Source organism: Streptomyces shenzhenensis (assembly GCF_021462265.1).
In the GTDB taxonomy this organism is placed as follows: Bacteria; Actinomycetota; Actinomycetes; order Streptomycetales; family Streptomycetaceae; genus Streptomyces; species Streptomyces shenzhenensis.
The window spans coordinates 329,279-353,396 of sequence record NZ_JAJONF010000004.1 but is presented as its reverse complement, the minus strand read 5'-3'; the positions used below and the strand labels follow the sequence as shown (position 1 = coordinate 353,396).

Sequence of the window (24,118 nt, the reverse complement as noted above, 5' to 3'; positions counted from 1 at the left end):
AACTCTCCTAATCAGTAGAGAATCGGTAGACAACCGGTAGAGATAGACATGCGGAGATGGGCGGGCGGCTCACAGTCGAGCCGCCCGCCCACGCACGGGGACGGTTACGCCGAGGTCTCGTCGATGCTGGAGCCGCCCGGCAGGCCGGCGACCAGCGCCACCAGCGAGGCGTCCAGCGGACCCTGGTACATGCGCACCTCGTCCACGGCGCCGGAGAAGTACTCCCCGGCCTTCGTCCCGGTCAGCGCGCGGCCGACCTGGAGGCTGGTCGTGCTGAAGTCCCAGGTGTTGTCCCAGGAGGCGTCGACGACGGCGACGCCGTTGACGTACAGGAGCACGTCGCCGAAGACCGCGTTGTAGACGAGGGCGAGGTGATCGCCGTCGCCCGCGGAGCTCGGGGCGTCGCCCTTGTCCAGTTCGGTGACGGTGACCGGCGAGGAGGTGTCCGCGTCGGTCACCGCCAACTGCCAGCGGGCGTCGGCCGCCGAGTACCTGACCTTGATCGCGGTGCCGTTCGCACCGGACAGGGACAGCACCGTCTCGTCGGTCGCCGGGTTCGCCGAGGCGAGCCGGGCGCGGGCGGTCAGGGTGAAGCTGTCCTGGTCGGTGAGCGGTCCGGCGGCGGCCCGGGTGGCGTAGCCGCTGACGCCGTCGAGCGCCAGGTGCCCGTCGCCCCACAGCGGCGGGGCCGGCGGGACGCAGTCCGGGTCGGCCTCGGGGTCGCAGGACTCGTCCGGGGTGTAGATGGACGCGCCGCCACCGAGGGTCAGCCCGGTGCCGCCGCCGTTCTCCGGGGAGACGCCGTTCGCGGCCTCGTCCAGCTGCCAGTAGGCCAGCTGGTGCGGCTGGATGCCGCCGAGTTCCTGGCCCTCGGTGGGCGGGATGACCCGGTCGTGCAGCTTGACGTCCGCGACGCTGCCCTTGAGGTTGTTGGTGTATCCGTCCAGGTCGAGCTGGCGGCCGATCTGCACGGCGCCGGTCGCGGTCCACACGGTGTGCCGGGCCTGCACGTCGTCGGCGACAAGCACGCCGTTCACGTACAGCATCAGCTTGCCGAGCTCGGCGTCGTACACGCCGATCAGGTGCGTCCAGCTGCCCACGACCGCCGTGGCGCCGGAGACCTTCCAGGTGCCCAGCGTCTCCATGTCGCTGACCGGGATGCGGAAGGTCCAGGAGGCGGTGTCCTTGTCGTAGCCCAGCTCGAAGCCGGCCTGGGCGGTGCCGTCCTGGCTGACGACGGTCATGTTCTGGGTGGGCAGCGTAGGCAGCATCACCCAGGCGCTCACGGAGAAGGACTTGCCGGTGTCGACGGAGGCGGTGCCCGAGTCGAGGTAGGCGTTCTCGGTGCCGTCGAAGGAGGCGGCGGTGTCGGTGGAGCCGAGCGGGCCGGCCGCGCCGAAGGCCACTCCGGAACCGGGGGTCGCGGCGGGGGTGGTGCTGCTCCCGGCCGCCTTCGTGGAGCCCTTGGCGTCACCGAGGGTCCAGGCGGCGACCGGCGCGCGGCCGTCGCTGACCAGGAAGACGTGCACCGTCGGCGTCTTCTGCGCGTTGCCGGCGCCGTCGACCGCGGTCACGTGCAGGACGTAGGTGCCCTCGCTGGGCGGCATCCAGCGGATGGTCGCCGGTCCGCCGGTGGAGTCGGCGGCCACCGTCCGCTTCGTGCTGTCGGCCTGCGGGCCGGTGACGTAGTAGGTGTACTTGGTGACGTCGGTGGACGGCGAGTCCATGGTGAAGTCGCCGTAGTCGCCGACGCCCGTGTGCCAGGCCTCGTCGTCCGGGTACTGGGCCGAGGTGATCGCGGCCGACTTGGGCTTGCTGGTGTCGTAGATGAACTCGCAGCGGGTCTGGTCGCCGTCGGTCGACCAGGCGCCGTACGACTGCTGGTCGTAGCCTCGGACCGCCCAGGCGACCGTGGTGTTCGCCGGGACGGTGAACCCGGCCTCCCCGTCGCCCGAGACGTCGCTGCCGATGGTGTAGAAGAACGTGGCCACACCGGTCTGGTCGCTCCAGCTGGAGTCGACGGTGGTCTTCTTGGCCGTCGTGGCGTAGTGCGTGACCGTGTCACCGCTGGAGTTGGTCCACCAGACCTTGAACTGGGCCTGGAGCGTCTCGGAGTTCGAGCCGTTGTCGCCGTGGTCGTAGTCCCGGATCACGGCGGAGACCCGCGGGGCCTCGGTCACGTAGTGCTCGGTGGCGGCGCCGTACTCGCAGGTGCCGCCCGGCTTCATCTGCAGGTCGCTCTGGACGGGCTCCAACGGAGGCCGGTTGTAGGTGACTTCGAGGTGCGCGTTGCCGCAGAAGCGCTTCCAGTACGAGGTGTCGGACTCGCTGCCCGCCTTCAGACGGAACGTGGTGGTGGCCCAGGCGTTGTCGGCCGCGGTCTGGATGGTGCTCTGCACGTCGAAGCGGACGTTCTGGTTGGTCGAGGTGCACGAACCGGCGTTGTCGGTCGGCGACTTGGAGCCGATCGTCGCCTTGGACGACGGCTGGTTCGCCCAGTCGGTCTTCGAGCTGATCGCGCTCGCACCGGTGCTGTTGACCCGGGCCAGCTGCACCTCACGGGCGCTGGAGCTGTAGGTGAACACCTGCGTCACCGCGAACTCGGCGCTGACGATGTCCTTGCCCGCGAAGGTGCCGGTCGGGATCGCGAAGAACTGCCGCTTCACGTCCGCCGAGCTGCTGCACCGCACCGACACGTCGGAGGGGCACAGGCCGACGCCTTCGTCGTCGTCGAACTTCCAGAACGAGGTGCCCGAGTAGTGCGAGGAGACCATCGTCCAGCCGGTGCGGGTGGCGGTCTTGACGACCGGGTCGATGTAGACCGGGTAGACGGTGTCGGGGGCGGTGAGCAGGTCCGTGTCGGGGGTGAGCGTCATCGTGTCCGCGGAGACGTCGACGCCGACGTCGGCGACCCGGGCGCCCTCGGGGGGCGTCTGGGTGTTCTCGTCGGCGGCGGGCGCGTCGTCCTTCGCCGCGTGGCTGGAGTCCCACATCACCGGCTGCGGCGCCTCGAAGACCGCGCCGCCCGAGCCGGTGTCGGTGGCGGTCAGCCCACCGTCGCCGGTCTCCGTCAGGTTCACCGAGGAGGTGTCGAGCGGCAGGCGCAGCTTCGCCAGCTCCGGGTCGGCCGCCGCCTTCGCGTTCTTGACGACCAGCACGTGCGAGAAGCCCTCGGCGCTGGCGGTGACCTTGAGGTCGACGCCGTCCAGGACGTTGCGGTACGTGGCGGTTGAACCGTCGATCCGCGGCTTCGGCAGCTTGTCCGGCCAGTCCAGGGAGACGGAGCGGCCGTCCTTCTCGATCTCGGCGAAGGTCGTGTCACCACCGCCGGAGAAGGACATGGCGGTCAGCGCCGCCTTCGGGGCGAGGGTGCCGTTCTTCCGTCTGACCAGCGTGGTGTCGATGTCCGTCCACTTGCCGTCGACGCGAGTACGGACGGGTTGGACGTACTCGCTGACGGTGAACGTGCCGTCCGGGTTGGCGACGGTGGTGCTGCGTTCGTCGCGCAGGCTCTGGATCTCGACGGCCTTGCCGGACTTCTTCGCCCTGGTCCGGGCGGCGGCCGGGGAGAGCAACGTGCCGCTGTCGGCGGCGGTGTCCTTGGCGGCGGCCGACGTCTGCTCGGCGGCCGGCGCGGAGACGACGCTCAGACCGGTCATCAGCAGGGCCGCCACGGCGGCGGCCGCGACGAGCGGGCGGCGGCCGGGTGTTCTGCGGATCTTCATGGTGCGGTGCTCTCTGCTCCCGTGCCGGCCGTTCACCCGATCACCCCGAACGTCGAGCCCGCGTCGGGCAGGCCGCCCGATCCGGGCACGTGGACGGTGGTCCCCGTGCTGGTGGTGCCGTCGATGTCGGACCACGGCATGACGTACACGACACCCTTCGAGGTGGCCGGTTCCTTGCTGTAGGGCACGCCCACGTAGAGGTTGGTGCTGCCGCCTGCGAGAGCGACACCCGTGTAGTCACGGGCGGTCGCGGTGCCGGGCAGCCCCGAACCGCGGAAGAGCTCCTTGTCGTTGGCGCCGAGGGCGGCGTCGAGCGGCCGGAAGGTATGCACGGCGCCTGCGTCCTTGACCGTCGGGGTGTCCTTGCCGGGCTCGCCGACGGCGAGGCGGACATTGGCCGTGGTGGTCACGACGGTGGTGTCGGTGTTGGCGATCGCCACGCGCTGGCCCATGAAGTCACCGGCGACCGCGTCGCCCTCGACGTCCGCCACGCTGTTGTCGAACGCCGCGATCTGCGTGTATGCGCCGGACGGCTGGATGCGGATGACCGCCACCCCGCCCGCGTCCGGCGTGGTGCCGATGTCCTCGCCCGGGATGCCCACGGCCAGCAGGACGTCGGAGTTGTACGTCTGGTCGCTGGGCCGGTACCCGGTCATGGAGACCGAGGAGCCGAAGCGGTCCCCGGCCTCCGCCGCACCGCCGATCCCGGTGCTGTCCTGGCCGATCCCCACCAGCGGCGTGGGCATGCCGCCGGAGAGGGTGTGGCTGAAGACGTCCACGGCGCCCGCGAACGCCAGGTCACCGGCTCCCTCACCCGGAACGCCGACGGCGAAGTAGCGGTTGGTTCCGGCGAGTGAGTAGCCGAAGCGGTCGTTCTCCTCTGCGTCGCCGTTCCCCCCGGGAGAGTTCTGGGTCAGGGAGACCTTGGTGGTGCCCTGGACGTACTCGATGCACCCGGCGTCGGTGTACGTCGTGCCGCCGACCGTGACCCCTTCACCGGGGACCCCGATGACCAGGTACGGCGCTCCGCTCGCGGTCGTGCCCGCCTTCAGCGCGTAACCGAACCAGTCGTACGCCTCGGTCGCCGTGGCGGAGTCGAACCCCGCCTGGCTGTAGCCCTGGATCGCGGAGCCCGTCCCGATGCCGGTGGGCGTGCCGTGGATGATGTAGATCGCCCCGGCGTCGACGAGGTTCTTGCCGTCCTTCACGACGTCCTCGTACGGCGCGCCGACCACCAGGTCGCTGCAGCCGTCGCCGTCGGCGTCGTAGCCGGCGTAGGACGCGCCGAAGCCGTCGCCGGTCTCGGGCGTCGCGTCCATGCCGCTGGTCGCCTGGGAGATCTCCGAGACGCCCTTGCCCCCGCCCAGGACCACCCGTACCAGTCCGGCGCGCTTGGCCCCGTTCACCGTGGCGCCCGGGTCCGCGATCACCGTGTCCTGCAGCCCGTCGCCGTTGAAGTCGCTCGCCGTCCCCGCCGTGCATGTGGCGGCGGCCGCCTCCGGGGAGGTCAAGGTCACGCCTCCCGTCGCGGCCAGGAGAAGGCCGGCCAAAGCGACCATTTTCCCCGCCAGATGTGTACGCGTACGCACACTCCACCCCTCGTTGTCCCGTCGGGCGAGCCCAGGTAAGACCACCCTATGAATGACATAAGAGCAGACTAAATACGAGACAAATAAAGGCCGTCAAGACCGCTCAAGAAACCAGCTGTACACAGCAACCACACAGAGCGGCATCATCTTTGCCTTATGTACTGCAACGAACGAGAAGGGGACTCCGGACAACAAAAAGGGGCAAAGGATGCGCCGCTCACAGGCCCACCTGCGGAAACCTGACGGCACTTCACGAAATATTCACATGACGGCTCCGGAATGGTCGTGATACGTTCATGACTGGAAGAGGCTTCATGTCCAGAGACCGCCACGCCCCCTTTTACCGGTATCCGGGCTGCGATCCGCCGAGGCAATTGCGCCTGTCGACTTGCGCGATAATTCGGCAGAACGGTCGGCCTCCCTTTTCGGTTATCCAATTCCGCACCTGCATCACCTCCTTCCCCTCCGCCTTCCCTTCTGTAAAAGATTCGCCAATGCCTGACCAGGCAGGTAAAATCTCGCGAATGTCGAGTATCAAGGTCAGCGTCATCGTCCCCGTCTACAACACCGGGGCCTATGTCGACGAGTGCGCACCGTCGTTGCTGGGGCAGAGCCTGCCGACGGAGGAGTACGAGGTGATCTACGTCGACGACGGGTCGACGGACGACACGCTGGCCCGGCTGGAGAAGATCGCGTCCGCGCATCCGAACGTCCGGGTCCGCACCCGCCCCAACTCGGGCTGGCCGGGTGCACCGCGCAACCTCGGCATACAGCACGCCAGGGGCGAGTACGTGCAGTTCGTCGACCACGACGACATACTCGGGCCCGAGGCCCTGGAGCGGCTGTACGAGCACGCGAAGCGGAACGACGCCGACGTCGTACTCGGCAAGATGTCCAGCACCATGGTGCGGCCCCGCCGGGTGTTCCGGCACACGGTGGGTACCTGCACGATCGACAACGACGAGCTGATGCAGACGCTGACGCCGCACAAGATGTTCCGCCGGGCCTTCGTCGAGCAGCACGGCCTGCGCTTCCCGGAGGGACCCTGGTTCCTCGAGGACATGCTCTTCGTCACCGCCGCCTACCTGAAGGCACAGCGCATAGCGATCCTCGCCGACTACCCCTGCTATTACTGGATGAAGCGGGACGACGGAGGCAACAACACCCAGCACCGGTTCAACCCCCGGTACGGGTTCTGGCCCAATCTCCGCACCATCGCCCGCCAGCTCAAGGACGGCACTACACCCTCCGACGACCTCGACAGCCTGCAGAACCGGCTGCTGCACCGCCTCTACCAGGTGGAGATCCTGGCCCGCGCCCGGGAACCCGAAGTCCTGCGCGAGGAGCCGGCCGACCAGCGCCCGCGTTTCGAGACAGCCCGTCAGCTGGCCCTGGAGGAGTTCCCGCCGGCCGTACGGGAGGGGTTGCCCGCGGTGTCACGGCTGCGGGCCGAACTCCTCGAAAGCGGCGACTTCGACGGCGCGGTCGCGTTCGCGGAGCACGTCCGCGAGGTGCAGGCCCGCGGCGAGCTCGGCCAGCCCCGCTGGGAGGACGGCCGCCTGGTCGCCGACGTCAGGCTGAGCCTGGTACGAGGGGACGGCGAGCCCTTGGCACTCGTCCAGCGGGACGGGAAGCACTGGCTCGACCCGGAGTTGCTGGGCGGGGTGCCGGGAACCGAGGACGGCTGGGAGGTCCGTGACCCGTTCCGGCTCGCCTACGCCGAACTGGTCGTCAAGGACCGCGACCGGGAGGACTGGTGGTACCCGGAAGGCGACCTGGACGTACGGCTGGAACCGCTCGGCGAAGGCCGGTGCCGGCTCGTCGCGTCCGGGCGGCTGACCCTGGATCCGGAGCGGCTGGCGGGCGGGCGGCCGCTGGAACGCGGGCCGCACGAGGTGTGGGCGTTCGTCCAGTTCCTGGGCGTCGACCGGTTGATCCGCATGACCGGCGACGCCACTCCGAACACCCCGGCCGCCACCCCCGCACTCACCGGCGGTCGGCTCGCGCTCCCGTACTGGACGGCCGGCCGGGCGCAGCTCACCCTCGATGTGGGTCCCCGCCTGCGCAAGCTCGGCCCCGACACCGCGGGCGCCGCCGCCGCGAACTCCGCCCGTGGCAGGCACTCGCTCCCGTTGCCGTACGTGGCGGCGGCCGCGTCCACCGCCCTGGCCGCCGTCAAGGTCACGGTGTCCACGCTGGCGGTGGACGCCGAGTTGGTCGCCGAGGCCGGTGTGGCGCACCTGCGCCTCCCGGCCCGCCTGCAACTGCCGTCCGGACGGCATCCGGTCACCCTCCCCAAGGCGCCGGCGCCGGTCGCGTACGCGGTCGTCCGCAACGGTGCCCTGCTGCGGCTGGAGGGCCCGGCCTACCGCCCCGGCACCGCCCGCCGTCTCGTGGACCTGGTCCGGCGCACCCGGTAGCGGCCCTCTCTCAGGTGGCCGTGAACGTGTCGACGGCGACGTCGAAGTACTCCCGCGCCTCCCGCACCTTCCCGACCGGCGCCGACACCCACACGTCGTAGAGCCGGCCGTCCTCCTCCCAGCAGAGGTCGTAGGTGTGCCGGGGGCCCTCCGCCGCGCTGAAGCCCTTCCAGGTGAACTCCCAGAAGACGGCGGGGTGTCCGGAGTGGGTGGTGTCGGTGACCCGGCCGTCGTGGTAGCCGGGGTTCGTGCTCGGTCCCTCGGCCGCCGCGCGCCGCAGCACCCCGCCCGGTCCGCCGGTCTGCGTCTCGGAGAGCCTGATGCCGAGCCGGAAGGTCTGCCCCGGCGACATGTAGAAGACACGCTCGCCCTGCGGGTCACGGGTGAAGCCCTCGGGGACGGCGAGGGTGAAGCCTGCCGGGTCCCGTGCGAGGCGGTAGCCGGAGGGCGCGGTCCGGGACGGGGCGGTGGGCGGCGGGGCGGTCGTGGCCGGGGACGGCGTGCCGGCCGTCGGCGAGGGGGGTGCCCGGTGGGAGGCGGAGGCGGCCGTCGTCCCCCCGGGGCCCGGGGCGGTGCCGCCGCCGTCGCCGTGGAACAGCAGCATGGCCGCCGACACGCCCGCCCCCGCCATCGCGGCGACCAGCAGCGCGGCGACCAGCACCCCGCGGGTGGAGGGCCGGGGCGGCACGGCGGGTTCCGGAGGCGGCGGCCACGGAACGTCCCGCTGGGTCGGCGTGTACGAGGCGACGCCCGCGCTCCGCGCCGCGCCGCCGGCGTCCGTCACGGCCCCCGTCTCCAGGAACCCGCGCAGCATCAGTTCGGCCTCCGCCGCGCCCAGCCGCCGCTCGGGATCCCGTTCCAGCAGCCCCCGTACGACCGGCAGCAGCGGCTCGGCCTGGGCCGGTGGCCGGATCTCGTCGGAGACCACGGCGTGCAGGATCCCGCCGAACGAGTCGCGCCGGAACGGCGACTCGCCGCTGAGCGCCGCGCACAGCAGCGCCCCCAGCGACCACAGGTCGGACGGCGGGCCGGACCGGGCCCCGGACATCCGCTCGGGCGCGGTGTACTCGGGCGAGCCGACGAAGGAACCGGTCTCGGTGAGCGTGGTGGCACCCGCGACCTGGGCGATGCCGAAGTCGGTGAGGACGACCCGCCCGGTGCCGGCCTCGACGAGCACGTTCGCCGGTTTGATGTCCCGGTGCAGCACCCCGGCCTCGTGGGCCGTCCGCAGCGCGCTCAGCAGAGCGATCCCGATCCGCGCGGCCTCGCCGACGTCCACCGGCCCGCGCCGCGAGATCCGGTCGGCGAGCGAACCGCCGTCGATCAACTCCATGACGATGTACGGCCGTCCGCCGTCCTCGACCACGTCGTGCACGACGATGATGTGCGGGTGGTGCAGCTGGGCGACGGCCTGTGCCTCGCGCAGGGTGCGTTCGCGGCGCAGCCGGGCGTCGTCGTCCGAGAGGGCGTCGTCGACGGTGAGCTCCTTGACGGCGACCTGCCGCCCCAGTAACTGGTCGGCCGCGCGCCATACGACCCCCATTCCGCCCCGCCCGAGCCGTTTCTCGAGCCGGTAACGCCCGGCAATGACACGGAGGCCGTCCCTCTGATCCCCATCGGTCGCCATGGGCCCCATCATGCCGCGCCGGGCCCGGCCCCCTCCGGACCGGTGACCGGCCGAATGTGCCGCCGCCCCAGGACCCTGCCTACGAAGATCCGAAGCCGATCGTTTTCGGTCATAACCTGTTCCAAAATGGATGCAAGGCATGGCAAACCACCGAGAAATATGCGTCATGCAGCACAAAACGGGTGGCTGGAATCATGCTGTCACGTGAATCAAGGAAGTCTTACCTTTTCCTTATGGCACACACCTTGAAGCGCCTTTGCGTCACGAGCGTCGCGGCGGCGGCGATATTTGCTACGGCCACAGTGACCGATGCCAGCGCGGCGAGTGGCGGAGCCGCGTGCTCGGTGACCGGCGCCACGGGGAGTCTCACGTTCACCAATTGGACAGCCCACCATGTGGACATCAGCGGCTGGGTCAAGGACACTGCCGCCGATGGTCACCATGTGGCCATTCGGCTCGTATCCATAGATGACAGCACTGGATGGGTAACGGAGTGGGCCTGGCATTCCGAATACGACGGAAACGGAGCCACCACATCCTTCAGCACTTACGCGTCACCCTCCGGAGACGCTCTCGACTACATCGGCGCGCAGGTGGCGGTCATTGAAGGGAGCACGATAGTCCGTTCTTGCACGGACTATGCCTGAGTCCCGCGCCACAACCCGCTGCGACCACCAGTTGCCGTTGCCGTCGCAGATCGAGTGGTGTCTGCTGCCGGCCGACCGACGACCGATTGAATCCGTCCTCTGTTCCACTCCGGATCAACGCTCCTGGAAGCCCCGCAGAATCCAGTCGAACTGCTTTCTGGTGGTGGCCCAGTCGCCGGCCGGCGAGGCCGCGTAGATGGCGTACTCAGTGCCCTCACTGTTCATGTACGCGACGTCCATCGCGTGGTAAGGCCCCGGGAAGTAGTGCGGCCCGTCCTTGGCCAGCGCGTTCCATGTGTACTCCCAGCGGACGCCCGGCAGGTCGCGGAAGAGCTCCTCCTTGAGACTCAGTCGCGTGTAGTCCTGCAGCCGCAGTGAGACCCGCTGGTCCAAGTAGATCATGTGCTCATACGAGGTACGGAAGTCCGGCGCGGTGTCGACGGCGACCCGCACGAGGTGCTTGCCCTTGTCCGGCGAATAGTCGATCTGCTCCAGGCCGTCCGTCTTCTTGATGGACACCGAGCGCTCCCAGCCCGCGGGCAGGTACAGCGCGAAGCCCGCGGGGTCGTCGTACTGCTTCCAGCCCGCCGGAATCGTGCCGCCCGAGGCCGTGGACGCGCTGGCCGGGGAGGACGGACCGGAGGTGGCGGGCGAGGCCACGCTGCCGCTGTCGTCCTGCTGCCTGGAGTTCCACTTCTGCAGGGCCACGGCCCCGCCACCGCCGAGCAGCGCGGCCAGGGCCACGACGAGTACGAGCGTCCGCAGCCGGCGCCGCCTGGGCTGCGCGGGGACGGCCGCGGAGGCGGAAGCGACGGCGGTCGGCGAGTTCATGGAACCGCCGGGGGAACCGCTGTGCGAATCGCCGTGGGAACCCCCGCGGGCGGTGCCGCCGTAGGAGTTGGCGCCGTAGGGGTCAGCGCCGTACGCGTCGCCGCGGCGCGCACCCCCGTACCCCGCCGCCTCCCCATAGGTCCGGTACGAACCGTCGGAGACCGGCCGCGTCGTCCCGCCGCTGCCACCGCCACCGGCGATCTGCGACCGCGTGGGTATGTACGCCTGTGCCGTGCTCGGCCGTCGTCCCTCCGCCGCCTCGGCGAGCATCTGCTCGGCCTCTTCGGGGCTCGGCCGCTGCGCCGGTTCCTTGCGCAGCAGGGCCGTGATGACCGGCTCCAGCGGGCCCGCGCTGAGCGGCTCGCCGGCCTCGTCCTCGACGACCGCCTGCATGGTGGTCAGCGGCGAGGTCCGGCGGAACGGCGAGCGCCCCTCCACCGCCGTGTAGAGCGTCGCGCCCAGCGCCCACAGGTCGGAGGACGGACCCGGATCGTGCCCGCGCACGCGCTCCGGCGCGAGGTAGTCGACGGATCCGACGACTTCCCCGGTACGGGTGATCGTCGTGTCGCCCTCGATCTGCGCGATGCCGAAGTCGGTGAGCAGGACCCGGCCGTCCTGGCCGAGCAGCACGTTGCCCGGCTTGACGTCCCGGTGCAGCACCCCGGCGCTGTGCGCGGCGCGCAGCGCGCGCAGCACCCACAGCCCGATCCGGGCGGCCTCGCGCGGCTCGACGCGTCCGCGCTCCTTGACCTCGTCGGCCAGCGAACGGCCCTCGACCAGTTCCATGACGATCCACGGGCGGCCGTCGTGTTCGAGTACGTCATGGACGGTGACGACGGCGGAGTGGTTGATACGCGCCGCGGCCCGGGCCTCCGCCCGGGTGCGGGCGAGCAGGATCGTCTGGTCGCTCTCGGAAACGTAGAGCGCGGCCGTCAACTCCTTGATGGCGACCGCGCGGTGCAGCACTTCGTCATGAGCGCGCCACACCCGGCCCATGCCGCCGCTGCCGATGATGTCGGCCAGCCGGTAGCGGCCCGCGACGAGCAGGCCCTGCATCTGATTCACGTTGCCCCGCAATGCTCTTGTCAGGCTCAGACTAAGGACCGCCCCGTGGTCAGGGAACAAGCGGGGTCCCACGGAGACAGCACTGTGACGGTTCTCGCTTTCGTCACCGGATGCGAACCAAATCCCCGCACCGAAACGGGAACCAACCATCCCGCGGACGCGTCGACTTGCCTCCGTCCGTCCCGGCCCGGCTGCGCGTGCCTCTCAGCCCGTGTACTTGTACGTCGACGACGCCTGCTCGTACAGCGTGGTGACCTCGTCCCGTTCCGACTCCGGGCCGCGCACCTGGACGATGTGGTACCTCCCGTTGACCAGGAAGACCATGTTGCGCACGAACAGGTCGCCCTGCCGGCTGTCCGTCCAGGTGAACTGCCCCTCGGCCGATACCTGCTGACCGACCGTGATGGTCCGCAGCCCGCCCGCGGTGGCCCAGCTGGAGTCCCGGTAGGGCTGCAGCTCCGGTTCCTTGTCCCGCTGGTAGGCCATCGGGTCGCTGCCGAAGGCCGCCGCGCTGTCCCGTCCGGCCACGACGATCAGCTCGAACTTCCCGTGCGAGTAGATCACCTGGCCGCTGCCGTTCTTGGGGGTACGGGTCCAGCCCTTGGCCACCGCGACCTGGAAGCCGTTCGGGTCGTTGCGCAGGGTGAACCCGTCGGCGACGGTGGAGCCGCCGGTGGAACCACCGGTGGTCTGCGTCTCGGTGGACGGAGTCGAGGTGGCGGTGGGCGTCGGTGTCGGCGTCGGACTCTGGCTCGGGGCGGAGCTCGCATCGCCGACCGCGCCCGTCCGGTCGCCGGTCGCCGCGCCGCCGTCGTCCGCGCTGCCCTTCTTCGGCAGGAACAGCATGGCGTACGCGACCGCCGCGGCCAGCAGGAGCAGGACCAGCAGAAGCAGGGTGCGGCCCAGTCGGCGCGGGGACCCGGCCTCCTGCCGGGCCCGCTTGTGCCGGCCGTGCGGCGCCGGCAGCCCGGCCCGGCGCCTGCGCACCAGCTCACCGCGGCGCCGGATGATCGGCAGCCGCCGGGGATCGGTGGGCGGGGCGGCGACGACATGCGTACCGGCGTCCGGCTCGGGCGCCGACCGCACCAGCGAGCGCAGCCAGCCGCGCAGCTCCTCGAAGTCCAGCCGCTCGGTGGGGTCCTGACGCAGCAACGACTCCACGACCGGTCTGAGCGACCCGCACTCCTCCGCGAAGGCGGGCGGCTCCGAGCACACCAGCTGCACCAGCTCGGCCGTCGACTCCTCCGGATACGGCGCGTGCCCCTGCACCGACCGGAACAGCAGCGCGCCGAGCGCCCACAGGTCGGTGGCCGGGCCGATGGGCGCCGCCAGCTGCCAGTTCTCGTGCACGGGAACGGCCTGCTCCGGCGCCCAGCGCTCGGTCACCGGCCCCACGACGGTCATCCGCACCTGCCGCGCCCGCTCGGCGGCCAGCGCGGTGGCGGGCCCACGCCGCCCGGGTACGGCGACGGGCTCGCCCCAGCGGGCGGCGGGCCCGCCGCCCTGAGCGGGCACGACGGCGTGCGGCTGCCCCTGACCGCCCTGAAGTCCGGCGCCGGTCCACGGACCGGCCGCGCCGGTACCGGCCGGCGGCACGACCGCGCCGGGTCCGGCGGGCTGGAGCGCGGCGCCTTCCTGGCCGGGGGCCACCGCGGGGGGCGTGCCGGGGCGAGGGCGGGGGGCGGCGCCGTGCCAGGGCGACGGCGCGCCGCGCACCCCGTACGGGTCGGCTATCTGGCCGGGCGGCACAGCACCGGCGGCCCGCTGCTCCCCGCCCGGCGCCGACGCCTGCCCGTTCGCGTACGGCGCCTGCGCCACGCCGTTGGCATGCGGCTGCTGGACCGCCCCGCCCGGGTGTCCCGGACCGTACGGCGGCTGTGGTGCGGGCGCGGCGGTGCCGTCCTCGGCGGGCGGCCGGGCGCCGGGCAGCGCGGGCCGCCCACTCTGCTGGGCCTCCTGGACCCGGGCGGCCGCCCTGGCTCCCGCCCGGTACGCGGCGATCGCGCCGGCCCGGGCGGCCCGGATGTCCGTGCCGGTCTCCAGCGCCCGCCGCTCCACGGCACCCGAACCGGCGCAGCCGGGGCTTTCCTCCGGACCGGCGCCCGGCAGCCCGCCGGCGACCCGGGCCTGGATCGCGGCACGCCGGGCGGCTTCGGGATCGGCCTCCGGGGCGCCGGGCGCCCCCTGCGCGCCCGCTGTACCACCGGGCACACCACCGATGCTCCCGATGCCCCCGACGGCGACGACACCCGACCCGACGGAACCGCTCGAAACGGGCAAACCAGGCGAGTTGCCAGGTGCGTTACCCGGCGGGTCAGCGGGGGTGGCGGAACCTTCCGCCTCGCCGATCCGCCCGCCGCCCGCGACGGCGTCGCCGCCCCCGCCGGGCTCATCCTCCTGCGCCGGCACCGGGTCGTACCCGCACAGCGCCTCCTCCGCGGCGCCGACCGCGAGGCCGGTCAGCATCACCCGGCCGTCGTCGCAGACGAGGACCGTGCGGGCGGTGATGTTGCGGTGCACCCAGCCGTGGGCGTGCAGCACGCGGAGCGCCATCAGCACGTCGGAGGCGACCTCCGCCGCCCGGTACGGGCTCAGCGGTTGCTCGGCGAGCACCGCAGCCAGCGACCGCGCGGCGACCGACTCGCTGACGATCCACAGCGAACCGCCCTCGGCGAACACGTCGAAGACCTGGTCGAGCCGGGGGTGGTCGGGGATCCGGGCGGCGGCCTGCGCGGCCTCCACCGCACGCCGCACCACCGGGTCGCTGGGCCGGCGTGTCGCGGTCCGCGCCGTCGGCGGCCGACGCGCGCCACGGTCACGCGCCGTGAAACCCTCCGGCAATCCCTCGGCGTCCAGCACCTCCGCCTCGACGACCTCCGGCAGGGGCACCTGGCGGACGAACACTTCCTGCCCGCTGTAGGTGTCGAAGGCCCGCGTCTCGGTGTGTTCGTACTCGTCGGAAGGGGGAAGCGGCAGGCGGTAGCGGTCGGCGAGCACCCGACCCGCGTAGTCGTCCACGTTGCCTCCCCCGGCCGTCCGGTTGGTCAAATCCGTTCGTTTCGCGGCCCGTTCTGTATGCATACCTGGATGCGTACGGTCCGCAACCACTCACGATACGTGCCGGAGGCAATTCGCATTGTGGGGATGCGAATTTGTCACTTCGGCTCGAAGGACGCGGTCAGCGTCTTCCAGGTGTCCTTGCGCAGCTCACTGCTCCAGTCGGCGGCCTTCGCCGTGTACATCAGCGCGTACCCCTGCTTGGAGTCGACGACGAACCCCCGGTCGATGGTCCGGTACTCGGTACCGCTCTCCACGTACGTGAACTCCCAGTCGGCCGTGTTCCAGGTGCGGTAGCTCACCTCGGCTATGCGGATCTTCTGGTACTGGGAGCGGACCATGTAACGCTCCTGGTTCTTCCAGTCCGCCACCGGGTCGTCCTTCGGCGTGCTCGTCCAGGCGACCAGCAGCTTCTGCCCGCCGGGCCCGGTGAACCGGTCCCCCGCGGAACTGCCGGTCTGGAACTTCCAGCCCTTGGGCAGCCCGATCGAGTACCCCTGTCCGCCCTTGTGCGTCGACACCACCGGCGCGCTGCCGCTGCTGCTCCCACTGCCACTGGAGTTCGATGCCGAGGCCGTGTCGTCGCCGGACGCGTCCGAGCCGCCGCTTCCGGAGGCGCCGGCCGACGACGTGTCCCCGTCCGCCCGCGTGCCACCACTGCTGTCCTCCTTGGTGGTGGCCCCGGAACCGGACTTCGAGCCGGAACCGGTGCTCGCGCTCGCCCCCGAGGTCGCCACCGCCTTGGAACCGCCGCTCTTTCCACTCCCCTTGCTGTCCCCGTCGTCGCCGTTCAGCGTGAGGGCGAGCACGGTGCCCAGCACCGCGAGCACCACCACCACGGCGATGACCAGCAGGGTGCGCTTGGGCACCACGTCGGTGAGCGGCGCCTTGGGCACGGACCGGGGCGCCAGGTCCAGATCCGGCGGCGGCATCACGGGCCACCCCGAACTGGCCATGCCCGCCACGGGCTTGGCCCCCGCCGACGCGCTGCCGGCACCAGTGCCGGCGCTCGCCGGACGCGCGCCTCCGACCGGCACCGAGGCCGAGGCGGAAGCAGCCGGGGCCACGGCCGTGGCCGCCTCTGCGCCCGCGCTCGTGCCCGCACCGGTACTCTTCGTCCGGCTCGCGGCCACGGCACTCGCCGCACCGGCGGCCTTCCGCACCGACCGCAGCGCCCCGCGCAGTTTCTCCCCGGACTCCTCGCCCCGCTTGGCCCCGGCACCCTTCCCCTCCACCGGCGCGTCGGGCTGCGGAGGCAGCGGCACGACCGTGGTGGCGTCCGCGGGCGCCTCCTCCGGTGCGTTGATGACCGCGTTGAGCATCGCCCGCGCACCCGCGTCGTCCAGCCGCTTGGCCGGGTCCTTGGTGAGCAGCCCGTAGATGACGTCCTTCAGCGGCCCCGCGTTCTTGGGCTCCCCCAGTTGCTCGGTCATCACCGCCGTCAGCGTGGCGATCGCCGACCCCTTGTCGTACGGCGGTGCGCCCTCGACCGCCGCGTACAGCAGTCCGCCGAGCGACCACAGGTCCGCCGCCGGGCCGGGCTTGTGACCACGGGCCCGCTCGGGGGAGATGTAGGAGGGGGCGCCGACGAGCATGCCGGTGGAGGTGATGGACGGGTCGCCCTCCACCTGGGCGATACCGAAGTCGGTGAGTACGACCCGGCCGTCACTCTCGGAGATCAGCACGTTGGACGGCTTCACGTCCCGGTGCAGGATGCCCTCTCGGTGCGCCGACCGCAGCACGTCCAGAACCGCCAGTCCGACCTCGGCCGCCCGCTTCGGTGTCAGCAGGCCGTCCTCCCGGATGACCTCGGCCAGCGACTTGCCCTCGACCAGCTCCATCACGATCCAGGGCCGGTCGTCCTCGTCGACCACGTCGAAGACCGTCACCGCGCTGTTGTTGCGGATCCGGGCGATCGCCTTGGCCTCGCGCAGGGTGCGCGTGATCAGGCGCCGCTTCTCCTCCTCGTCGATGTTCGACGGGAACCGCAGTTCCTTGACGGCCACCGTCCGGCCGAGGGTCTCGTCCTCGGCGCGCCACACCGTGCCCATGCCGCCGCGGCCGAGCACTCCTCCCAGCCGGTACCGCCCGGCGAGAAGACGCTCGCTGTTGTCCTGACGAGTCTCCTGACGAGAAGTGCTCGCCCGCTCCGCCTCCGACATGCGTCCCCTCATGCAACCCGCCCTGACAGAGCCTTCATTGTCCCTCACCCGACAAGTACCCGACGCCCAGGGGCCCCCTGACCGCGCATCGGGGCCCGGCGATGAGAACCCCCGGGGACGGGGGCGCTGCACGGGCCGGGATGATGGACGGCGAGAAGGAGGGGTCCCGGATGCCATCGCTTCGGACACTGGTGGCCATACCGGTCTCTCTTGCCCTGTTGTTCGCCCCGCTGATGGCCGGTTCCGCGTCCTCGGCGGAGGCGAGGGATCCGCTCCTGTCACAGTTCGTCACCAAAGGCAGAGCACCCGCCGCCGCTCTCCTCGACCGCGATGGCGAGGACGACAACGTCCGCTACGCGGCAGCCGGCCAGGGTATCGCCCGTGCCGACCGCTTCCGCGCCGGCAGCATCACGAAGACCTTCATCGCCGCCGTCGTCCTGCAACTGGCCGCGGAACACCGGCTCTCCCTCTCCGACACCGTGGAGCGGCATCTGCCGGGACTGCTGCGCGGACGCGGCGTCGACGGGCGGAGGATCACCCTGCGGGCCCTGCTCAGCCACACCGGCGGGCTCGCCGACTTCACCACGGCCACCCGGGGTGCAGTACCCCTGACTCCGCTTCAGGCCGTACGCATCTCGCTCTCCCTCCCCTCGAACCGGCTGGGGCACTACGCGTACTCCAGCACCGACTACGTCGTGCTCGGCATGGTCATCCGTCAGGTCACCGGCCACTCGTACGCCACCGAGGTCCGGCGCCGCATCATCACTCCCCTCCGTCTGACGGGCACGTCCCTCCCTGGTGTCCGCACCACGCTGCCCTCGCCGCACGGTCGCGCCTACGCGGCCGACGGCTCCGACGTCACCGAACTCGACCCGCGCGTGGCCGGCGCGGCGGGTGAGCTGGTGACCACGCTCGACGACCTGGACCGCTTCTACGCGGCGTTGCTGGACGGCGAGCTGCTGCCCCCGCGTTGGCTGCGCGAGATGCTCGACACCCGTGCCGCACATGGCGCGTACGGCCTGGGGATCTTTCCTGTGAAACTGCCGTGCGGGATCACGGTGTGGGGGCACAACGGCCGGATCGCGGGCAGCTATGTGCGGAGCGCTGTCTCGATCGGCGGCCGGCATGTCCTCACGTTCCGTGTGAACACGACGGCGATCGCAGACCCGGCCCTCGAACCCGCACTGCTCGCGGCCGAGTTCTGCCCTCGCGCTAAGTAGAACGGCCGGGGGGCGGAGGGAGATCCTGACACCGGGTCGCTCGATCGGGTGATGACCGAGGATCGGCGGCGGGGTCGTCCGGCACCGCCGGAAACCGCCGTCCTGGCTCAGCGCCACTACGGCGGAGAAGGTTTCCCGGCGGCCGACGGGCGAGTAGGCCCGGGGCCCGGGGCTGAAGCGCAGCGCGGCAACGGCACCCCAACACCCCGACATCCCAAGACGTCAGCACCCCCGCACCCGCCCCCCGCACCACTCCACAACCCACGCCCCACACCGCCCCACCCCCGGCACCCGACGCCCCAGACCACCCACACCCCGCACCCGACGCCCCACACCACAACCCACACCCGATACTCCACAGCAACCCACACCCCACGCCCCCACCCAGCACCCAGCACCCAGCACCCAGCACCCAGCACCCAGCACCCAGGAGGCTGGACCCAGGAGGCTGGACCCGGCAAACGGGAGGCCGTACCGGCAGGGCCCCGTGTCACGGCCCCGTCCGCCCGGGATCTACCGCGGGACGATGTCCGGGGCTCCCAGCCTCGCCGCGTCCGCTGTCTGGTCGTCGGGCTGGAGCTGGGATTCGCGCTCCGCCTCGACGCGCTTCTCGTAGTGCTCGACCTCCCGTTCGGTCTGGTCCTTGTCCCAGCCGAGCACCGGGGCCATCAGAGCGGCGGCCTCGCGGGCGCTGCGGGTGCCGCGGTCGAAGGTCTCGATGGAGATGCGGGTGCGGCGGGTCAGGACGTCGTCGAGGTGGCGGGCGCCCTCGTGGGAGGCGGCGTAGACGACCTCGGCGCGCAGATAGTCGTCGGCGGCGGAGAGCGGTTCGGCCAGACCGGGGTCGACGGCGATGAGGTCGAGGACCTCCTCCGCCATCGAGCCGTACCGGTTCAGGAGGTGCTCGACGCGCACCACGTGCAGGCCGGTGCGGGCGGCGATCCGGGCCCGCGCGTTCCACATCGCCCGGTAGCCCTCCGCGCCGAGCAGCGGGATGTCCTCGGTGACGCACTCCGCGACCCTCATGTCGAGCCCGTGCACCGCCTCGTCGACGGCGTCCTTGGCCATCACCCGGTAGGTCGTGTACTTGCCGCCGGCGACGACCACGAGCCCCGGCACCGGATGCGCGACCGTGTGCTCGCGCGACAGCTTGCTGGTGGCGTCGGACTCGCCGGCCAGCAGCGGACGCAGACCGGCGTAGACGCCCTGCACGTCGTCGCGCGACAGCGGCACCGCGAGCACCGAGTTCACGTGGTTGAGGAGGTAGTCGATGTCGGCGCTGGAGGCGGCCGGGTGGGCCTTGTCCAGGTCCCAGCCGGTGTCGGTGGTGCCGACGATCCAGTGCCGGCCCCAGGGAATGACGAACAGGACCGACTTCTCGGTGCGCAGGATCAGACCGGTCGTGGAGTGGATGCGGTCCCTGGGGACGACCAGGTGGATGCCCTTGGACGCGCGGACGTGGAACTGGCCGCGCTCGCCGACCAGCGCCTGCGTGTCGTCGGTCCACACCCCGGTCGCGTTGACGACCTGCCGGGCGCGGATCTCGTACTCCCCGCCGCCCTCCACGTCCTGCACCCGGACCCCGACGACCCGCTCGCCCTCGCGCAGGAACCCGGTCACCCGCGCGCGGTTGGCCGCCTTCGCGCCGTACGACACCGCCGTGCGCACCAGGGTCGTCACATAACGGGCGTCGTCCATCTGTGCGTCGTAGTACTGGATGGCGCCGACCAGGGCGTCCTTGCGCAGCGCGGGCGCGACCCGCAGGGCGTGACGGCGGCTCAGGTGACGGTGGGCGGGCAGGCCCCGGCCGTGGCCGCGGGCCATCGACATCGCGTCGTAGAGCGCGACGCCCGAACCGGCGTACAGGCGCTCCCAGCCCTGGTGCTGGAGCGGGTAGAGGAAGGGCACCGGCTTGACCAGGTGCGGGGCGAGGCGCTCCAGGAGCAGGCCGCGCTCCTTGAGGGCCTCGCGGACCAGGGCGAAGTCGAGCATCTCCAGATAGCGCAGGCCGCCGTGGACCAGCTTGCTGGACCTGCTGGAGGTGCCGGAGGCCCAGTCGCGGGCCTCCACGATGCCGGTGTCCAGTCCCCGGGTGACCGCGTCCAGCGCGGTGCCCGTGCCGACCACTCCGCCACCCACCACCAGCACGTCCAACTCGCGCTCGGCCATGGCCGCCAGGGACTCCGCGCGCTGCTCCGGCCCCAGTGTCGCTGTCCTCACCGCTGCCTCCCGCTCTGCCGCCATCGGTCATCGCTCGCCGTAGGTCGTCGTCCGCCATCGGCCATCGGCCATCGGCCGCCGGGAGTCATCGGACGCCTCAGCAGTCGATCGCCGTCGGTCACTGGTACCCGTCCGGTCATGGGTCGATGTCGATGTCGGTCACTGGTCGCCGCCGGCCGCCGATCGCGTCATCCATCGCGTCACCCATCGCGTCGTCGGCCGCCGACCGCCTCGTCGGCCATCGGTCGCGTCGGCCGCGCCCCCGGCAGGCGTGGCCCCTGCCCAAATTCTGACCGCCTTGCCCGACTTCAGCCACCACTCACCCCCAGCCTGTGGACAACGGTCGCCAAACCCACGAAGACAGGAAGACACACGAACACAATCCCGCATAACGGTCATATTTACTCCTAGTCTGACAGTGCGCCTCGCTCATCCTGTCCACAGGGCTTGCGCACCTGTCCCGCTTCGGTTACTGGGAAGGACGGCCCACGCCATGCCCGCAGACCTCGCCGTCATCGGACTCGGTCCCTACGGCCTGCCCCTCGCCCAGGCCGCCGTGGCCGCCGGCGTTTCCACGATCGGCTACGCCACCGGCCCCGAGGCGGGCTCACTGAGCCCCGCCGAGTTGCGCCGGATGCTCGCGAAGGGCTTCCGGGTGGTGGAGGACCCGTCCCAGCTGGGGCGGGTGCGTACCGCCGTGATCTGCGCGCCGACCCCGCGCGGCGCCGACGGCGGGCTCGACCTGAGCCAGGTGGAGGCCGCCGCGCGCACCCTGGCCGAGCGGCTGCGTCCGCACACGACGGTGATCCTGGAGTCCCCGGTCCATCCAGGGACGACGGAGGACTTCCTGCGGCCCCTGCTGGAGAAGGGCTCCGGCCTGCGCGCGGGCCGCGACTTCCACCTCGCCTGTTCGCCCAGCCGGGTGGATCCCGGCAACCGCGACTTCACGCCGGCCAACACCCCGAAGGTCATCGGCGGCCTCACACCCGCGTGCACGGAGTCGGCCGCCACGTTCTACGGGCGGCTCACCGACAAGGTGGTACGCGCGCGTGGCCCCCGCGAGGCAGAGACCGTGCAGCTCCTGGAGACCAACTTCCGGCACGTCAACATCGCTCTCGTCAACGAGATGGCCGTCCTCTGCCATGACCTGGGGGTCGACCTGTGGGACGTGATCCGCTGCGCGGAGACCAAGCCGTTCGGCTTCCAGGCCTTCCGCCCCGGCCCCGGCGTCGGCGGCCACGGCGTCGCCCAGGACCTGTCCGGCCGCGCGAGCCGCGGCCTGCGCATGGTGGAACTGGCCCAGCAGGTCAACAGCCGGATGCCGGGGTACGTCGTCCAGCGCGCCGCCGCCCTCCTCAACGAGCACGGCAAGTCGGCGCGCGGCGCGCGCGTGCTGCTGCTCGGGGTCACCTACAAGGCGGACCTCGCCGACCAGCAGAACAGCCCCGCCCAGGAGATCGCGATCCGTCTCATGGAGCTCGGCGCCTCGGTCAGCTACCACGACCCGCACGTCGCGTCCTGGAGCGTCCTGGACCGTCCGGTGCCACGCGCGGACTCCCTCTACGAGGCGGCCGCCGACGCCGATCTGACGATCCTGGTCCAGCAGCACCGCACGTACGACCTCCAGGGCCTGTCGGTGAAGGCCCAGTTGCTGCTGGACACGCGCGGGGCGACCCCGACGGGCGCCGCACACCGGCTCTGAACGGGCTGAACGGGCCGGGCTCGACGCCCGCAGGCTGGGCGGAGTTCTCGGGGCCGCGGAAGGCGGCTCGCTGACCGGCGCGCGGGGGTGCGGGGAGGCGCGTGGGTGGCTGTAGCTCGTGAGCTGGTGGCGGGCGGGGTGGGGCGCGGGCTAACTTACGGAAGTGAACGGGTGTCCGCCCCTGGGTTCCTTGGGTGCGGCCGCTCTCCAGTGCTGGGCCGCCGGACGGCGGATCCGGTACCGTACAAAAAAGGTGGAGCCCACCGCAGAGGCCACTGCGGCAGGCTCCAAGGCGAATCACGGAGTGTCCACCCCTAGCTTTCCTGGGGGTGGCCGCTCATCGCCCGTAAATCCGCAAGATCCACCTCCTCCGGCACTTCACCATCCACAGACGGATCCGGTCCCAGCGGGTGGGCTTGCGGTGACGTCCCATGGACGCCCCCTTCCACGATGCCGCCCATTGGCCCGGTGGACGGTCCGTCGGACATCGGGCCGGGCCCCGAGGGCCGGGGTCCGGAACAAAGTCCTTGGAAGGGGGCTCCCAGAAAGCTGGGGCGCCGAGCAAGGACACTACCGCCCCGCTTAACCCGTTCGGCCCACATTCGCCCCAAACGCAACCGCGCGCCCCTTCCCCCGCCAAACACGCCCCCACCAGGGCACTTGGGCATGCGAAAGGGCCGGTCACCCACCCGGGGTGACCGGCCCTCCGTCCGTCCGCGTACGGCGGCTACCGCTTGTGCTGCGAGTCCGCCACCGTCACCTCGACGCGCTGGAACTCCTTCAGTTCGCTGTAGCCGGTCGTGGCCATGGCGCGGCGCAGGGCGCCGAAGAGGTTCATCGAGCCGTCGGGGGTGTGGGACGGGCCGGTGAGGATCTCCTCGATGGTGCCGACCGTGCCGAGGTCGACCTTCTTGCCGCGCGGGAGCTCCTCGTTGACGGCCTCCATGCCCCAGTGGTGGCCCTTGCCCGGCGCGTCGGTCGCACGGGCCAGCGGGGAACCCATCATCACGGAGTCGGCGCCGCAGGCGATCGCCTTGGGAAGGTCGCCGGACCAGCCGACACCGCCGTCGGCGATCACGTGGACGTAGCGGCCGCCGGACTCGTCCATGTAGTCGCGGCGGGCGGCTGCGACGTCCGCGACCGCGGTGGCCATGGGGACCTGGATGCCGAGCACGTTGCGCGTGGTGTGGGCGGCGCCGCCGCCGAAGCCGACGAGCACGCCCGCCGCGCCCGTGCGCATCAGGTGCAGGGCCGCGGTGTAGGTGGCGCAGCCGCCGACGATCACCGGGACGTCGAGCTCGTAGATGAACTGCTTCAGGTTCAGCGGCTCGTGCGAGGACGACACGTGCTCCGCGGAGACCGTCGTACCGCGGATGACGAAGATGTCCACGCCCGCGTCCACGACCGCCTTGGAGAACTGCGCGGTGCGCTGCGGGGAGAGCGCGGCCGCCGTGACCACGCCGGAGTCGCGCACCTGCTTGATGCGCGCGCCGATCAGTTCCTCCTTGATGGGGGCCGCGTAGATCTCCTGGAGGCGACGGGTGGCGGTGTCGGCGTCCAGCCCGATGATCTCGTCAAGGAGCGGCTGCGGGTCCTCGTGCCGGGTCCAGAGGCCTTCCAGGTTGAGCACGCCCAGGCCGCCGAGCTCGCCGATGCGGATCGCGGTGGCCGGGGAGACGACCGAGTCCATGGGGGCGGCCAGGAACGGCAGCTCGAAGCGGTAGGCGTCGATCTGCCAGGCGATCGAGACCTCCTTCGGGTCCCGCGTACGGCGGCTGGGGACGACGGCGATGTCGTCGAAGGCGTACGCCCGGCGGCCGCGCTTGCCGCGCCCGATCTCGATCTCAGTCACG

The 24,118-nt window shown here is 71.4% G+C and carries 12 protein-coding genes; 4 read left to right on the top strand and 8 right to left on the bottom strand.

Annotated features, from left to right (window positions below; translation table 11 throughout):
- Positions 1–104 precede the first annotated feature (104 nt).
- The gene (locus LQ326_RS08230) at positions 105–3,725 is read right to left on the bottom strand and encodes a LamG-like jellyroll fold domain-containing protein (protein WP_234534175.1); all 3,621 of its coding nucleotides are present in this window, start codon (positions 3,723–3,725) and stop codon (positions 105–107) included.
- Between the two features lie 32 nt (positions 3,726–3,757).
- Complete coding sequence (locus LQ326_RS08225; RefSeq protein WP_234534173.1) at positions 3,758–5,242, bottom strand: integrin alpha; 1,485 nt, start codon at positions 5,240–5,242, stop codon at positions 3,758–3,760.
- A 596-nt stretch (positions 5,243–5,838) separates the two neighbouring features.
- Here LQ326_RS08225 and LQ326_RS08220 point away from each other — a divergent pair.
- A complete protein-coding gene (locus LQ326_RS08220; RefSeq protein ID WP_234534171.1) occupies positions 5,839–7,734 on the top strand; it encodes a glycosyltransferase family 2 protein in 1,896 nt (631 codons plus the stop codon).
- Positions 7,735–7,744: 10 nt separating this feature from the next.
- On the opposite strand, the gene LQ326_RS08215 is transcribed toward LQ326_RS08220, so the two are convergent.
- Positions 7,745–9,361 carry a serine/threonine-protein kinase gene (locus tag LQ326_RS08215; protein ID WP_234534169.1) on the bottom strand — a complete coding sequence of 539 codons (1,617 nt, stop codon included), beginning with the start codon at positions 9,359–9,361 and terminating at the stop codon, positions 7,745–7,747.
- A gap of 56 nt (positions 9,362–9,417) precedes the next feature.
- Between LQ326_RS08215 and LQ326_RS08210 the strand changes: the two genes are divergently transcribed.
- The gene (locus tag LQ326_RS08210; RefSeq protein WP_234534167.1) at positions 9,418–10,008 is read left to right on the top strand and encodes a hypothetical protein; all 591 of its coding nucleotides are present in this window, start codon (positions 9,418–9,420) and stop codon (positions 10,006–10,008) included.
- A 114-nt stretch (positions 10,009–10,122) separates the two neighbouring features.
- Here LQ326_RS08210 and LQ326_RS08205 read toward each other — a convergent pair whose 3' ends face one another.
- From LQ326_RS08205 to LQ326_RS08195, 3 genes are all read right to left on the bottom strand, one after another.
- Positions 10,123–11,895, bottom strand: a complete 1,773-nt coding sequence (locus tag LQ326_RS08205) for a serine/threonine-protein kinase (protein ID WP_234534165.1) — start codon at positions 11,893–11,895, stop codon at positions 10,123–10,125.
- 213 nt (positions 11,896–12,108) lie between these two features.
- Positions 12,109–14,922 (bottom strand): serine/threonine kinase C-terminal domain-containing protein, encoded by a 2,814-nt coding sequence (locus LQ326_RS08200; protein WP_234534163.1) that lies wholly within the window; start codon positions 14,920–14,922, stop codon positions 12,109–12,111.
- A 137-nt stretch (positions 14,923–15,059) separates the two neighbouring features.
- Positions 15,060–17,123, bottom strand: coding sequence for a serine/threonine-protein kinase (locus LQ326_RS08195; protein WP_234534161.1), 2,064 nt, complete (start codon positions 17,121–17,123; stop codon positions 15,060–15,062).
- A gap of 170 nt (positions 17,124–17,293) precedes the next feature.
- Here LQ326_RS08195 and LQ326_RS08190 point away from each other — a divergent pair, with 170 nt between their 5' ends.
- A complete protein-coding gene (locus LQ326_RS08190) occupies positions 17,294–18,343 on the top strand; it encodes a serine hydrolase domain-containing protein (protein WP_234534160.1) in 1,050 nt (349 codons plus the stop codon).
- Between the two features lie 513 nt (positions 18,344–18,856).
- On the opposite strand, the gene LQ326_RS08185 is transcribed toward LQ326_RS08190, so the two are convergent.
- A complete protein-coding gene (locus tag LQ326_RS08185; RefSeq protein WP_234534157.1) occupies positions 18,857–20,563 on the bottom strand; it encodes a glycerol-3-phosphate dehydrogenase/oxidase in 1,707 nt (568 codons plus the stop codon).
- 493 nt (positions 20,564–21,056) lie between these two features.
- On the opposite strand from LQ326_RS08185, the gene LQ326_RS08180 reads away from it, so the two are divergent.
- On the top strand, positions 21,057–22,265 hold the full coding sequence (locus LQ326_RS08180; RefSeq protein WP_234534155.1) for a nucleotide sugar dehydrogenase: 1,209 nt from the start codon (positions 21,057–21,059) through the stop codon (positions 22,263–22,265).
- A gap of 727 nt (positions 22,266–22,992) precedes the next feature.
- On the opposite strand, the gene LQ326_RS08175 is transcribed toward LQ326_RS08180, so the two are convergent.
- A complete protein-coding gene (locus tag LQ326_RS08175; protein WP_234534153.1) occupies positions 22,993–24,117 on the bottom strand; it encodes a GuaB3 family IMP dehydrogenase-related protein in 1,125 nt (374 codons plus the stop codon).
- Between the last annotated feature and the right edge of the window lies 1 nt (position 24,118).